Here is a 14,647-nt window from a genome sequence, read left to right as displayed (position 1 = left end):
CAGTTGGGGAATGTCCGGACCGACAAACGTTGCGTCTGCTGCGCAGCCGAGCGGGAGCAAGCTCCCTCGCCACAGGTACTACATTGTTTTCGGACATTTCGCTCAGTTATCAGCGCGCCGAATTGTCGTGGGTAAAGCTACCGTGATCAGTACCTAAATCACCGGAAGCGAAGGAATGCGTCCTCTACGTCCGAACTCTCATCGACTACGTCATGGCCGCTGCTCGGAGCGTGGACGCGGTTACCTCATCACGACGGTCGTTCACGAACGCGCGCCTGTTTTCCGAAACTGGGAACTGGGTCGCTTACTGGTTGCAGAAATGCGTCACGCTCATGAGCGAGGCCAGGTTACCTCGCTCGCCTGGGTCGTGATGCCTGATCATCTGCATTGGTTGGTGCAGTTGGAGGAAGTCCCGCTCGCTCAAGTGATGCAAGCGGTTAAATCCCGTAGCACCCTTGCCGTCAACCGAGCGATGAATAGAAGCGGTGCGTTCTGGCAAAGCGGCTTTCACGACCGGGCGCTCCGTGACAGCCAGGACCTGCTGCCGTTTGCTCGCTACATCATCGGCAATCCTCTTCGTGCCAGGTTGGTGGAGCGTATCGGCGATTACCCGCTGTGGGACGCGGCCTGGCTCTGATCAGTGCTGTTTCTGGGGACTGAAATGCTCTTGTGGCGAGGGAGCTTGCTCCCGCTGGGTGGCGAAGCCGCCCTCGCTTTGTTTGCCTGTTGGGGAATGTCCAGGCCGACCATCGTTGCGTCTGCTTCGCAGCCGAGCGGGAGCAAGCTCCCTCGCCACAGGGGGTGTGTTTGTAAGCCTTGTTTTAGAGCCATCGCCCTGTTGCTTAGGCATGACGCGGCACCATCACTGCGCGATACTCGCTGTCGCTGTGGTCATTTGCGGTAATCTCAGTCAATGCCTCTCCAAAAGAACCGATTTTGTTGAGGCTTTCCCCTGAATAACCCAGGTTTTACAGTGAAAATCTCTATCGCAGGCTTTTTATACTGCATGGCCCGCTGATCCTGAGGCTGTCGTTCCACAGGACGGCCTGTCCACAAGACAGGCCCGGTTTCGGCAAGGTGGCAGGCTTATCGGCCCGCGCCTTGGAGACTCGGTGGTTAATCCAATAACAAGACGAGGTTGTTCCCTATGCCAGTCGGCAATCATCTGCCCCATGGCGAGACCGCTCAGGGTGGTCCGCTCAAACGTGAGCTCGGCGAGCGGCATATCCGCCTGATGGCGCTTGGCGCATGCATCGGTGTCGGGTTGTTCCTCGGTTCGGCCAAGGCCATTGAAATGGCCGGCCCGGCGATCATGCTCTCCTACATCATCGGCGGCCTGGCGATCCTGGTGATCATGCGTGCCCTCGGCGAGATGGCCGTGCATAACCCGGTGGCCGGTTCGTTCAGCCGTTATGCCCAGGATTACCTCGGCCCTTTGGCAGGCTTTCTCACCGGCTGGAACTACTGGTTCCTGTGGCTGGTGACCTGCGTGGCGGAGATCACCGCCGTCGCGGTGTACATGGGCATCTGGTTCCCCGATGTGCCGCGCTGGATCTGGGCCCTGGCGGCGCTGGTCAGCATGGGCTCGATCAACCTGATCGCGGTCAAGGCCTTCGGTGAGTTCGAGTTCTGGTTCGCCCTGATCAAGATCGTGACCATCATTGCCATGGTCATCGGCGGCGTCGGCATCATCGCCTTCGGGTTCGGCAACGACGGCGTGGCGCTGGGTATTTCCAACCTCTGGGCCCACGGCGGCTTCATGCCCAACGGCGTGACGGGCGTGTTGATGTCCCTGCAGATGGTGATGTTCGCGTACCTGGGCGTGGAGATGATCGGCCTGACCGCCGGTGAGGCGAGGAACCCGCAGAAAACCATCCCCAACGCCATCGGCTCGGTGTTCTGGCGGATCCTGCTGTTTTACGTCGGCGCCTTGTTCGTGATCCTGTCGATCTACCCCTGGAACGAGATCGGCACCCAGGGTAGCCCATTCGTGATGACCTTCGAGCGCCTGGGCATCAAGACCGCCGCCGGGATCATCAACTTTGTGGTGATCACCGCGGCGCTGTCGTCCTGCAACGGCGGCATCTTCAGCACCGGGCGGATGCTCTACAGCCTGGCGCAGAATGGCCAGGCCCCGGCTGGCTTCGCCAAGACGTCCACCAACGGCGTGCCGCGCCGTGCATTGCTGCTGTCCATCGCCGCATTGCTGCTGGGTGTGCTGCTCAATTACCTGGTGCCGGAAAAAGTCTTCGTCTGGGTGACCTCCATCGCCACCTTCGGCGCGATCTGGACCTGGGTGATGATCCTGCTGGCCCAGCTCAAATTCCGCAAAAGCTTGAGTGCTTCGGAGCGTGCGGCCCTGAAGTACCGCATGTGGCTGTACCCGGTCAGCTCGTACCTGGCGCTGGCATTCCTGGTGCTGGTGGTGGGGCTGATGGCCTACTTCCCGGATACGCGAGTGGCGTTGTACGTGGGGCCGGCGTTTCTGGTGTTGCTGACGGTGTTGTTCTATACCTTCAAGTTGCAGCCGACCGGGCAAGCCCGGGGTTCGATGGATGCCGTTTCGTAAGTTGCCAACCATGCAGTAGAAATGCCCCGGTCGAATGATCGGGGCTTTTTGGGGGCCATGTCGATTACGTCTCTTTGAATGCTGTCCAAGGGGCAAGTCCCGAGGGCGTTGCATATGAATGTATCGCTGGTTTTCGATCGCGCGCTCGACCGCCGCCAAGTGGCGTGTTTTTTCCTCTTGGCGACCCTCCTGTATGCCTTGCCACTGATCCTCGCTGATTTTCGCTACATCGACGATAGCTGGCGAACGCTGGAGGCGGGCAACGCCTGGGCCGGCGAGGGGCGCTGGTTCACTGACCTGCTGTATCAGGTGCTGTCCTTTTCCGGCGCCGCGCCGGATATTTTTCCGCTGCCCCTGCTGCTTGCGATCTTGGCAGTGGCCCTGGCGCTGGCCCGGCTGACCTTCCATTATTTCCCTGAGCCGACACTCGCCTGTTGCCTGGTACCGTTGCCCCTCTGGTACAACCCTTTCCTGTTGCAGAACCTGTCGTATCAATACGACGGCCCGAGCATGGCCCTGAGCCTGGTCGCGGTTATCTACGCCGTCACCTGTCGGGGGACATCGCGCCTGCGACGACTGTGGGAGCCGGCGGCCTGGTTGGTGCTGGCGTTCGGGCTCTACCAGATCAGCCTCAACGTATTTCTGGGGTTGGTCTGCCTGGATCTGTGCCGAACAGTCTGCAACCGGTGGTCGTGGCGGCAGTGCTTGGACCTGCTGGGAGACAGGTTCGCCCAGCTTGGCCTGGCCCTCCTGGTGTACTTCGCCATGGCCGTCTGGCTGATGGGAACGGAGCGAACCGCGCTGCTGAACTGGAACGCTGATCCATTGATGCAGTTGGGCATCAATCTCGCCACGGTGCTACAGAAGGTTGCCCTGTTGTTCCACGGTGGCTACGCCTGGATATTGGCCGTGCTGGTGCTGATTGCGCTGATGGGGGCCTTGGGGGTGGGCCGCCGGCTTGAGGGAGGTGAGGAGCCTGGTTGGAAAACGTGGCTCCTGGGCCTGCTCTGGCTACTGACATCTTTGATACTGGCGCTGTTGGTACCCGGCATCACGCTGTTGTTTCGTGACTTCAATGAGGGGGCCCGCACACTGATGGGCTTCGGTGTGTGGTTGATGCTGCTGTTCTATCTGGCTTACCTCGCGCTGACGCCACTTCATCGTCGATTATCAGCGTTGCTGATCATTCCATTGCTGGCGACCCTGTCACTGTCCTTTGCCTATGGTCGGGTATTGACCCTGCAAAAAACCTTTTCCAGCGGCGCGCTTTATAGCTTGGCGCATGACATCACTTCCCGTCGCGAGCTGTATGAGGCTAAGCGCATCTATATGTCAGTGACTTATTCCGCCCATTGGCTGACAAGCGCCTGCGGCTCGTTCAACCAACTGCCGGTCCTGCATTACCTGCTCAATGTTGATTACTTGCTTCTTCCGGAAAGCCCGCCGTTCCTGGGTATCACTAACGTGGTGATCGAACGGGAGCGGCGCAATGCGACCCGAGTCGGTTATCGGGGTTATCCGCCGCTCGTGGACAACCTGTACTACCGGATTTATCTGCTGGGCGACTATGGCTTCATTGTCATGAAGGAGCCGTCGCGGACCCGCGCGCCGCTGTGCTAGCCAGCGGCGCCCCCGGAAAACCGCAGTGTGGAAATTTTTTGCTGTGGGCGTGTTCAAGCCGCCACGGTTTCCATCGGCTCAAAACTGTCCGCCCGCGCCATCTGCCACATCCGCGAATAAAAGGCTCCATTGACCTCGCCCGTCAGCAGTTCCCCGGGCTTTAAGAACACATGCAACTGCGAGAACAGCTTCACCTCGGTGGCCGACATGCGCCGCACCAGGTGCTTGGGCTGCAATTGCGACGGGTGTTCCAGGCCGGCGGCGGCGAGCATTTCGGCCAGGGCCTTGAGGGTGTTGCGGTGGAAGTTGTAGACCCGCTGGGCCTTGTCCGGGACCACCAGGGCGCGTTGGCGCAGGGTGTCCTGGGTGGCGACGCCGGTGGGGCATTTGTTGGTGTGGCAGCTTTGCGACTGGATGCAGCCGATGGCGAACATGAAGCCGCGGGCGGCGTTGGCCCAGTCGGCACCGATGGCCAGGACGCTGGCGATGTCGAACGCGCTGACGATCTTGCCGCTGGCGCCGAGCTTGATCTTGTCCCGCAGGTTCAGGCCCACCAGCGTGTTGTGCACGAACAGCAGGCCTTCGCGCAACGGCACGCCGATGTGGTCGGTGAACTCCACCGGTGCCGCGCCCGTGCCGCCTTCCTTGCCGTCCACGACGATGAAGTCGGGCAGGATCCCGGTTTCCAGCATGGCCTTGGCAATGCCCATGAACTCCCATGGGTGGCCCAGGCAGAACTTGAAGCCCACCGGCTTGCCGCCGGACAGTTCGCGCAGTTGTTGGACGAATTGCATCAGTTCCAGCGGCGTGGAGAACGCGCTGTGGCGCGACGGTGAAATGCAATCCTCGCCCATGAGGATGCCGCGGGTCTCGGCGATTTCCCGGGTGACCTTGTGCTTGGGCAGGATCCCGCCATGGCCGGGCTTGGCGCCCTGGCTCATCTTGATTTCAATCATCCGCACTTGTGGGTCTTGAGCCTGGACGGCGAAGCGCTCCGGGTCGAAGCGCCCGTCGCTGGTGCGGCAGCCGAAATAGCCGCTGCCCAGTTCCCAGGTCAGGTCGCCACCGTGTTCGCGATGGTAAGGGCTGATGCTGCCCTCGCCGGTGTCGTGGGCAAAATTGCCCAGCTTGGCGCCCTGGTTCAGCGCGCGGATGGCATTGGCGCTTAGCGAGCCGAAGCTCATGGCCGAGATGTTGAACACCGAGGCGGAATACGGTTGGGTGCACTGCGGGCCGCCGACCGTCACGCGAAAACCACTGGGGTCGCTCAACGGCGCCGGGCGCATGGAATGGCCGATGAATTCGAAGCCGGTCTGGTAGACGTCGATCAAGGTGCCGAACGGTTTGTCGGAGGTCTCGTTCTTGGCCCGGGAATACACCAGCGAGCGCTGGGCCCGGGAAAAGGGCAGGGCGTCGCTGTCGGATTCGAGCAGGTACTGACGGATCTCCGGGCGGATGCCTTCGACCAGGTAGCGGATGTTGCCCAGGATCGGGTAGTTGCGCCGTACCGCGTGACGGCTTTGCAGCAGGTCGAACAGCCCCAGCAGGCTCAACAGGCCTGTCACCAGCGCGAATGGCCAGAGCCAGTCGTGTTGCAGGAACGGCAGGCTGGCGAGGGTGAATATCACACAGCCGGCAAAGAAGGCGTAACGGCTCAGCAGAGACAGGCTCATACGGGTTCCTTGGGCAAGCATTGGGTAGGGCGCTGGGTATTCTGGACACCTATAAACCCGTGGCGAGGGAGCTTGCTCCCGCTCGGGCGCGCAGCGGCCGGTTTGAAGATTGCTTCGCAATCCAGCGGGAGCAAGCTCCCTCGCCACAATGATCAGGACTTCATGGCATCGGGGCATTCTGCGCTGGCAGTGAAACCCTGGGCAACCCTGCGGGCAGAAGCTTCATCCTGGCGCGCCTTGGCCCCACAGACAGCCCACTCACCCCGCCACCTTCATCTGCCGCACCGGCAACTCCACCCTGAAGGTCGTGCCGACTCCCACTTCGCTGCGCACCGTGATTTCGCCGTTGTGTTTTTTCACGATGCCGTAGGACAGCGACAGACCGAGCCCCGTGCCTTGGCCGATGGGCTTGGTGGTGAAGAACGGGTCGAAGATTTTTTGCAGGGTTTGCGGTGGGATCCCCGAGCCGTTGTCGGCGACTTCGATCCAGACGGTATCGCCGTCGACGCCGTTGCGCAGGGTGATGGTGCCGCGTTCGGGGCCGATGGCCTGGGCGGCGTTGACGATCAGGTTCATGATCACCTGGTTGATCTGCGACGGCAGGCATTCGACTTCCGGCAGCGGCGTGTATTGCTTGACCACGTCGGCCTTGTACTTGATTTCGTTGGCGACGATGTTCAGCGTCGAATCCATGCCCTGTTGCAAATTGGCCATCTGCCATTCCTGGTTGGAGTCGACGCGGGAGAAGTCCTTGAGGTCCTTGACGATCTGCCCGACCCGGCCGATGCCGTCCTTGGACTCCTTGATCAACAGCGGGATGTCCTCCACCAGGAAATCCAGCTCCACTTGCTCGCGCAGCGTCCTCAGGTGCACCAGTTGCTCCGGCGAGGCGATGGCTTGCTCGGCGCTGCCGTAGGCCGCGAGCATTTGCTGGAGCTTGCTGAAATAGCCGTCCAGGGCCCCCAGGTTGGAGGAAATGAAGCCGATGGGGTTGTTGATTTCGTGGGCCACCCCGGCGGCCAGTTGGCCCAGGGAGGCGAGTTTTTCCGATTGAACCAGCTGGGTTTCGAGCATCTTGCGTTCGTCGATTTCCATCTGCAGCAGTTCGCTGGCCTGCTTGAACGCCTGGGTTCGTTGTTCCACCAGGTCTTCGAGCTTGCTCATTTTCAACTGGGCGCGGGCGGTCATGGCCCATTTGGTGGTCAGGGTGTTGGCCATCTGCTGGACTTCGATGTTGTCGAAGGGCTTCTTCAGGATCAGCAGGCGGTCGTGGCCATTGAGGCGTTCCAGCAGTTCGTCCCAGGAGTAATCCGAGTAGGCGGTGCAGACCACTACCTGCAGCAGCGGATCGCGCTTCCACAGTTCTTCGATGGTCTTGGCGCCGTCCCAGCCTTCGGGCATGCGCATGTCGACGAAGGCCAGGGCATAGGGGCGTTCCCTGGCCTGGGCGTCGAGCAGTTTGTTCAGGCCTTCCTGGCCGCCATAGGCCGAGTCGAGTTCGAACACAGTGGCGACCGGTTTCGGTGCCTCGCCGAACAGGGCGTTCTCCATGTCCTGCAGGTCGGCGTTGATCTCGTTCTCGGGGGTGAGGATCTTGCGAAAATCCTCATGGATGGCCGGTGTGTCGTCGATCAACAGGATGCGGCGGTTGCTCAGGGTGTTCATGGCTCACCCTCCGCGAGTTTCAGTGGCACCTGCAGCTGGAACGTGGCCCCTTTGCCGGGGCCTTCGCTGTGGGCGGTCAGGCGCCCGTTCATTTCGATGGCCGCCAGGGCGCAACTGTGCAGGCCAAACCCGTGGCCGTCCTTACGCGTGGTGAAGCCGTGGGCGAAGATGCGTGTCATGTTTTCCTCCGGGATGCCTTCGCCTTCATCCTTGACGCTGATCTGCAGGGTCTCGCCATCCACCACGGCCGCCTTCAACGTCATGTTCCGCGCATGATTGGACACCCCCGCCATGGCGTACTTGGCGTTGCTGATGAGGTTGATCAGGATCAGCAGCAAGCGGTGCTTGTCGCCCATGATCCGCGGGACGTCTCCATACTCCTTGATCACCGTGACATGGTGGCGGGTCAGGGCGCCGGAGTTCATGCGCAGGGCGTCTTCGAGCAGTTCGCTGACCACCAGGGGCTCCAGCAGGCTGTTGGCCCCGGCGTAGGATTGCTGGGTCGAAACGATGTCCTTGATGTGGTCCACGCTCTTGCTCAACTGCCCCAGCTCGTCGATCAGGCTGTGCTGTTCCGCGGCGATGGCGTCCACCAGTTGGTTGAGGTAGCCGGGCAGCAGCTTGCCTTTTTCGTCTTCGGTGAGGAAATGCCCGAGGTCGTGGGGGTGTTCGTTGACCAGTTGCATGGCCTTGCCCAGCCCCAGCGCCTTGCTGCTGCGCAATTTGCGGCTGACCAGGTCGGCGGAAATGTTCACGCTGTTGAGAACGTTGCCGACGTTGTGCAGCACGTTGGTGGCGATTTCCGCCATGCCGGCCTGGCGGGCGGTGTCCATCAGCTCGCTCTGGGTGTCCTTGAGCTGGCGGGTGCGTTCTTCCACCCGTTGCTCCAGCTCGTCGTTGGCGGTTTTCAGGGCGCTGTTGACCCGCTTGATCTCGGCGAAGCTGCGTACCAGACGGATCGCCAGCCAGATCAGGATCAGCACCAGGAACATCGCGAACACCATCAGGTAGATGTGGTTGCGCTGGTGGAGGGCGGCAGCGGTTTCCTGATCCTTATCGAGCAGGCTGGTGATGGTGTCCAGCCGGTCCGCCACCGGGACCGCCTCAATGCCCTCCAGCAACTCGTTGACCTGGGGTTGTTCGCGCAGGACCATCGCGATGTGTCGGCTCATGGTGGTCACCGCGTTCTGGAACCCTTCGGGCAGGCGCTCCTTGTTGACGTCCAGCCGGTTCAGCCCAAGCAGTACCTCGGCGGCCGTGTCCGGGGTGGTGAGTTGGGCGAACTCCATGCTGCTGAGCAACAGGTCGTAGGTGTCGATGGCGACGTTTTGCAGCTGCAACCGTTGCTCGTCGGTGAGCCGGGCGAACTGGCCCTGGATATCGTCTTCGGCCGTTGGCAGGAAGGCCAGGGAGTTGCGCAGTATCGCGTGGTGCGACTTGAATTTTTCCACCAGGCGGGTCTTTTCCTTGACCGCCTCCAGATACGCGTCGCGCTGGGTTTCCCAGAGCGTGGGCGCGTGGCGGCCCGAGGCCGATTCGATGGCGTCCAGGCGCTGCCAGAGCCGGGTGATTTCATGCAGCGGCGAGACCAGGGGGTCGTAGTTGTGGGTCAGGGCGATCCGGGTCTTGAGCACTTCGTTGTCCCAGATCGCGTCCTGTTGCTTCAACTGCCGGACCAGGTCCCGGGACTCGATGTACGAGGCGGCCTGTTGCGCACCCGACTGGATGTACATGAACAGCAGCACCGAAACGAGCAACACGCCGATGAATGCCAGGCCAAGTCGACGGAGGGCCTTCATAAGGGTTTGCCCTCCCATTCGCCGGTCAGGGTCTTGAGGAACTCGACGATCAACTCGGTATCCTTGCCGGCCGGTTCACGGCCCAACTGGTACTTGAACATCACTTCCACCGCCTGCTCCAGCGTCGCCGCGGAGCCCTTGTGGAAATACGGTGCGGTGACGGCGACATTGCGCAGGCTGGGCACCTTGAACACCTGGCGATCACCTTCATCGCCGGTGACGTTGAAGCGCCCTTCATCGGCCCGGGTGAGGTTGCCCCGGTCCGCGATGTAGTCCCCCATGACACCGAACTTCTGGAACATGTTGCCGCCGATGTTCACGCCCTGGTGGCAGGCGATGCAGCCGTATTCCTTGAAACGCTCATAGCCGAATTTTTCCCGCGGCGTGAGGATGTCGGTGTTGCCCAGCAGGTATTGGTCGAAGCGTGAGTTGGGGGTCAGCAGGGTGCGTTCGAAATCGGCCAGGGCGCCCTGGATATTGGGCTTGGTCACGCCGTCGGGGTAGGTCGCGTTGAAGTCCCTGGTATAACCCGGGTCGTCGGCGATGCGCTTGACCACGGTGTCCCAGTTACTGCCCATTTCCGTGGGGCTGGTGACCACGATGTGCACCTGCTCTTCCAGGGTGTCGGCGCGGCCGTCCCAGAATTGATGGAAATTCAGGCTGGCGTTGAACACCGTGGGGGTGTTGACCTCCACCGGCTTGCCGTCGAAGCCCAGGGACAACGCCTTGTCGTCGGCACCGCCCTTGTCCAGGCGATGGCAACTGGCACAGGACAGGGTGTTGTTCACCGACAGCCGTGGGTCGTTGAACAGCCGCTGGCCCAGTTGGACGCGCTTGGGGTCCAGCGCGGGGACGGGAGGCAGCGGCTTGAGCGGTTCGTCCAGGGGCTCGGCGTGGGCGGCCACACTGAGTCCCATGAACAGGCCGAGAGCCAACAAGAGTCCTGGTGACGCCATCGCAGACTTCCTTGAACGTGGGTTGATGGAGCAGGCTGTTTTTAGGAAAACGGGTTCGGGCGCTGTTCCCATTCGGCCATCCATTGGGCGAAGGCGTGCGGTTCCACGGGCTTGCTGAAGTAATACCCCTGGGCCTCCTCGCACTGGTGGGCCCGGAGGAAGTCCAGTTGCGCCAGGGTCTCCACGCCCTCAGCAATGATGTGCAGGTTCAGGCCCTTGCCCAGGCTGATGATGGTGCTCACCAGCTTGGCGTCATTGCTGTCGATGCTCAGGTCGCCCACGAACGACTGGTCGATTTTCAGGACATCCACCGGGAATTTCTGCAGGTAGCTCAGGCTCGAGTACCCGGTGCCGAAATCGTCGATGGCCAGCCGCACGCCCAGTTGCTTGATGGCCTTGAGAATGGCGACGGTGGTGTCGATGTTCTGCATCAGCACGCTTTCGGTGATCTCCAGTTCCAACTGTGTCGGGTCCAGGCCGGTTTCCTTGAGGGTGCGGGCAATGCCTTCGACGAAGCCGCGCTGGCGAAAGTCGATGGCCGAGACGTTGACCGACAGGTACAGGGGTCGCATGCCCTGGTCTTGCCAGGTGCGGGCCTGCTGGCAGGCTTCCTGGAGCACCCATTGACTCAGCGGCACGATCAGCCCGCTGTCCTCGGCCACCGGGATGAAGTCCGACGGGTAGACCAGGCCGTGCTCCGGGCGATTCCAGCGCACCAGCGCCTCGACACCGACCACTTTGCCGCTCGTCAGGTCGAGCTTGGGCTGGTAGTGCAGCACGAATTCCTTGCGTTGCAGGGCCAGCCGCAGGCCAGACTCGATGGTCTGTTGCTGGCGGGCCCGGCGGTTCATGTCTTCGGTGAAGAAACGGTAGTCGTTGGGGCCGGCTTCCTTGACGTTGCGCATCGCCGTCTCGGCTTTCTTGATCAGCGCCACGGCGTCGAAACCGTCGGTGGGGTACACGCTTACCCCCAGGCTGGCGGTGACGGTCAAGTCATGGCCGTCGATCGGTTGGGGCGTGCTGACCGCTGCCAACAGTTTTTCCGCCACGCCCTTGGTCTGCTGCGGGTCGGCGATGTCCCCCAGCACCACCACGAATTCATCGGAGCCGTAGCGAAACACCGAGTCGGACTCGCGCACCACGGTGGCCAGCGCCCGGGCCACGCGCTTGAGCATCTCGTCGCCGACCGGGTGCCCCAGGGCGTTGTTGACCCGTTTGAAACGGTCCAGGCCGAGGAACATCACCGCCAGTTGCCGGTCATGTCGGCGGCACTGGGCCATGGCCTGGGTCAGGCGGTCGCCGAGCAACATGCTGTTGGGCAGTTCGGTGAGCACGTCGTATTGCAGCAGATGGGAGACCTTGAGCAGTTCCTGGACCCGCTCTTCAATCGTGCGCTCCAGGCTGCGCATCTTGCGCGCGGCATCCTGGGCCAGTTGCCATTTCCAGGTCATGGCGCTGGCCATCTGGCGGATTTCCAGGGTGTCGAAGGGTTTCTTGAGGATCAGCAACTGATCGTCGAACTCGATCCGTTCCGACATGGTTTCCCAGGTGTAGTCGGAGAACGCCGTGCACAGGGCAATTTGCAGCCGGGGGTCGGCTTCCCACAGTTTTTCGATGGTCTGCAGGCCGTCCCAGCCCGGCGGCATGCGCATGTCGGCGAACACCAGGGCGTAGGGCTGGCCTTCGGCCTGGGCGCGCTTGACCAGTTCCAGCGCTTCTTCGCCCTGGTACGCGGAGTCGATCTGGAACTGCGGCCGGCTGACCTGGGGCGTGCCGAACAACAGGCTCTCGGTATCGTCCAGCGACTCATCACCGCCGCCACCGGCGCTGAGGATCTTGCGAAAGTCCTGGTGGATGGCCGGGGTGTCATCCACCACCAGGATTCGCCTGTTCGCGGGTACGGACAAGGGGTTCATGGGGTGCTCTCCGATAGCTGGCTCGGGGGGCGCGTCCAGTGGTCGGCCGCCGGAACGATGCTGCCGGCCTTGAGCAGCTCGGCGGCCTGGTGGCTGTCCACGACCGTGCTGAAGTAGTGCCCCTGGGCTTGCATCGTCCCACCGCTGGACATCAGCGTGGTGCGTTGCTCCTGGGTCTCGACGCCTTCGGCGATGATCCCGATGCCCACGTCCCGGGCGAAGTTGAGGATGGCCCGCAGGGTCGTGGCGTTGCCGGGGTCGGCGTTGGCACTGTCGAGAAACCGTTGGGCGAGCTTGAGGTGGTTGACGCGGTAGGTCTTGAGGTAATCGAACGAGGAATATTCGGTGCCGAACTCATCGATTGCGATCTGCACGCCCAGTTCGCACAGGCGCGGCAGCACGTCGTTGTGAGTCCACTTGGTCTGGGCCAGGGTGGCTTCGGTGACGTCGAAGCGCAGGTCCCACGGGGCCAGTTCCCAGCGCGCGGTGGTGCGCAGCACGTCGTAGATCAGTTCCGGGCCGGTCTTGAGCTGGGTCAGGGACAGGTCGAGGGCGATCACCGGCGGCGCCATGTTCTGGTCGCGCCACTGGCGCATCTGCCGGCAGGCCTGGTCCAGCGCCCAGTGGCCCAGGCCGATGATGAGCCCGGTCTTCTCGGCGGCCGGCATGAACACCGCCGGCTCCAGCCAGCCGCGCTCGGGGTGGTTCCAGCGCACCTGCACGCCCATGCCGAGGATTTTGCCGGTGCCCAGGTCGACTTCCGGCAGGTAATGCAAATGCAGCTCCTGGTTCTCGATGGCCCGGCGCAGATCGTTGGCCAGGGCGACCCGGTCGGTGACTTCCTGGTTGATCTCTTCGTTGTGGAAATGGTACTGGTTGCGACCCTTCTCCTTGGAGCGGTACAGGGCCATGTCGGACTGCGCCATCAGGCTGTCGGCGCTCAGGCTCTGCGGCGTATACAGGGCGATGCCGATGCTCACCGAGATCCGCACGTCGTTGCCGTCCAGGGCGTAGGGCGCCACCAGGGCGTCGCGGATCTTCGCCGCCAGCGCGGCGCAATGGGTGGCCTCGTGAACGTCCAGTTGCAGGATGGCGAACTCGTCGCCGCCCAGGCGCGCGACCACGTCGTTCTCCCGGGTGCAGGCCTTGATGCGTGCGGCGACTTCCTGCAAGAGCAGGTCGCCGATGGGGTGGCCCAGGGTGTCGTTGATCCGCTTGAAGTGGTCCAGGTCCAGGTAGAACATCGCGAACGCCGGCGCCCCCCGGCGCGCGGCGGCGAAGGCCTGGTGCAGTCGTTCGATCATGGTGGCGCGGTTGGCCAGCCCGGTCAGGCCGTCGGTGCGGGCCAGCAGGGCGATCTTCTCTTCGGCCAGCTTGCGTTCGGTGATGTCGAGGATGATGCCTTCGACCTCCAGCAACAGGCCTTGCTCATTGCGCACCGGAATGTAGCGGTTCTCCACCCAGCGGTAGGTGTCGTCGCCGGTGCGCAGGCGAAACTCGATGGAGGCGCCGGCATTGTCCCGGTCCAGGACGCGGACCATGGCGGCGTCGATCTTGGACTGGTCATCGGGGTGGATGAGCATCTGCGCCCAGTCCGGCGCGCCCACCAGATGCGCCGCGACATGGCCGAACTTGGTGATGTTGTGGGAGATGTACATCAACGGGAACGGCGGCTCGCCCCGCAGGCGATAGAGGATGGTCGGGCTGTTCTGCACGATGATGTTGGCGTCGGCCAGTTCTCGGGTGCGCGCTTCGACCGCCCGTTCGAGCATGTCCATCTTCAGCGCGGCGTCCTCGGTCATCTGCCATTTGACCGTCAGCGTGCTGGCCATCTGGCGGATCTCGATGGCGTCGAAGGGTTTCTTCAGAATGAGCAGACGGTCGCCCAGCTCCAGGCGGTCGGCGATGTCTTCCCAGGAATAGTCCGAATAGGCGGTGCACAACGCCACTTGCAACTTGGGGTCGGCGCGCCACAGCCGCTCGATGGTTTCCAGGCCGTCCCAGCCGGGCGGCATGCGCATGTCGATGAAGGCCATGGCGTAGGGCTGCCCTTGCTCCAGCGCCGCCTCGACCTTGTTCAGGGCTTCCATGCCCTGGAAGGCCGAGTCGAGGTTGAAACTCTGGGCGGCGACGGCCACCGGCGCACCGAACAGGGCTTCTTCGGCACTGCTCAGGTGGTCCTCGGACGGCGCGTGGGGGCTGAGGATCTTGCGAAAATCCTCATGGATCGTCGGCGTGTCGTCGACGATCAGGATCCGCCGGTTGGCTCTTTCCGATGGCAGGCTCATGGCCGTGCACCGTGGCGATGCTGACAATAGAACCCTGGGAACATCTGATATCCCTTTCGCTGGCATGAGAGTTCTGGCCCGTACATGGCCTTCCATGGGGTACAGCATAGTCGGCTCATCGGGATGCGCTCGGCCCGTGATGGCAAATCGTGCCTAAATGC

General features: G+C 62.4%; 9 protein-coding genes. 3 read left to right on the top strand and 6 right to left on the bottom strand.

Features of this window, described 5'->3' with window-relative positions; translation table 11 throughout:
* The first annotated feature begins 175 nt into the window (after positions 1-175).
* The 3 genes from VM99_13825 to VM99_13815 all read left to right on the top strand — a co-directional run bounded on the left by VM99_13825 (position 176) and on the right by VM99_13815 (position 4,189).
* Positions 176-637, top strand: a complete 462-nt coding sequence (locus VM99_13825) for a transposase (protein AKJ99095.1) — start codon at positions 176-178, stop codon at positions 635-637.
* Between the two features lie 510 nt (positions 638-1,147).
* Positions 1,148-2,569, top strand: a complete 1,422-nt coding sequence (locus tag VM99_13820; GenBank protein AKJ99094.1) for a D-alanine/D-serine/glycine permease — start codon at positions 1,148-1,150, stop codon at positions 2,567-2,569.
* Between the two features lie 114 nt (positions 2,570-2,683).
* The gene (locus tag VM99_13815) at positions 2,684-4,189 is read left to right on the top strand and encodes a membrane protein (GenBank protein AKJ99093.1); all 1,506 of its coding nucleotides are present in this window, start codon (positions 2,684-2,686) and stop codon (positions 4,187-4,189) included.
* Positions 4,190-4,242: 53 nt separating this feature from the next.
* Here VM99_13815 and VM99_13810 read toward each other — a convergent pair whose 3' ends face one another.
* From VM99_13810 to VM99_13785, 6 genes are all read right to left on the bottom strand, one after another.
* The gene (locus VM99_13810; GenBank protein AKJ99092.1) at positions 4,243-5,862 is read right to left on the bottom strand and encodes a glutamate synthase; all 1,620 of its coding nucleotides are present in this window, start codon (positions 5,860-5,862) and stop codon (positions 4,243-4,245) included.
* A 258-nt stretch (positions 5,863-6,120) separates the two neighbouring features.
* Positions 6,121-7,527, bottom strand: coding sequence for an ATPase (locus VM99_13805; protein AKJ99091.1), 1,407 nt, complete (start codon positions 7,525-7,527; stop codon positions 6,121-6,123).
* Entirely contained in the window at positions 7,524-9,326 is a 1,803-nt protein-coding gene (locus VM99_13800; GenBank protein AKJ99090.1) for a histidine kinase, read from the bottom strand. Before VM99_13800 ends, VM99_13805 begins: the two co-directional genes overlap by 4 nt.
* Positions 9,323-10,282, bottom strand: a complete 960-nt coding sequence (locus VM99_13795; GenBank protein AKJ99089.1) for a cytochrome B6 — start codon at positions 10,280-10,282, stop codon at positions 9,323-9,325. The genes VM99_13800 and VM99_13795 overlap by 4 nt, the downstream gene beginning before the upstream one ends.
* A 41-nt stretch (positions 10,283-10,323) precedes the next feature.
* Positions 10,324-12,198, bottom strand: coding sequence for a diguanylate cyclase (locus VM99_13790; protein ID AKJ99088.1), 1,875 nt, complete (start codon positions 12,196-12,198; stop codon positions 10,324-10,326).
* On the bottom strand, positions 12,195-14,486 hold the full coding sequence (locus VM99_13785; GenBank protein AKJ99087.1) for a diguanylate cyclase: 2,292 nt from the start codon (positions 14,484-14,486) through the stop codon (positions 12,195-12,197). Before VM99_13785 ends, VM99_13790 begins: the two co-directional genes overlap by 4 nt.
* Between the last annotated feature and the right edge of the window lie 161 nt (positions 14,487-14,647).

Origin of the sequence: Pseudomonas chlororaphis (genome assembly GCA_001023535.1) — a bacterium.
In the GTDB taxonomy this organism is placed as follows: Bacteria; Pseudomonadota; Gammaproteobacteria; order Pseudomonadales; family Pseudomonadaceae; genus Aquipseudomonas; species Aquipseudomonas chlororaphis_E.
This window is presented reverse-complemented; position numbering and strand designations above follow the sequence as displayed.

Bases quoted from the DNA above. Each gene is read 5' to 3' on its own strand.
- VM99_13825 (AKJ99095.1), top strand. From the start codon at position 176: ATGCGTCCTCTACGTCCGAACTCTCATCGACTACGTCATGGCCGCTGC.
- VM99_13820 (AKJ99094.1), top strand. From the start codon at position 1,148: ATGCCAGTCGGCAATCATCTGCCCCATGGCGAGACCGCTCAGGGTGGT.
- VM99_13815 (AKJ99093.1), top strand. From the start codon at position 2,684: ATGAATGTATCGCTGGTTTTCGATCGCGCGCTCGACCGCCGCCAAGTG.
- VM99_13810 (AKJ99092.1), bottom strand. From the start codon at position 5,862: ATGAGCCTGTCTCTGCTGAGCCGTTACGCCTTCTTTGCCGGCTGTGTG.
- VM99_13805 (AKJ99091.1), bottom strand. From the start codon at position 7,527: ATGAACACCCTGAGCAACCGCCGCATCCTGTTGATCGACGACACACCG.
- VM99_13800 (AKJ99090.1), bottom strand. From the start codon at position 9,326: ATGAAGGCCCTCCGTCGACTTGGCCTGGCATTCATCGGCGTGTTGCTC.
- VM99_13795 (AKJ99089.1), bottom strand. From the start codon at position 10,282: ATGGCGTCACCAGGACTCTTGTTGGCTCTCGGCCTGTTCATGGGACTC.
- VM99_13790 (AKJ99088.1), bottom strand. From the start codon at position 12,198: ATGAACCCCTTGTCCGTACCCGCGAACAGGCGAATCCTGGTGGTGGAT.
- VM99_13785 (AKJ99087.1), bottom strand. From the start codon at position 14,486: ATGAGCCTGCCATCGGAAAGAGCCAACCGGCGGATCCTGATCGTCGAC.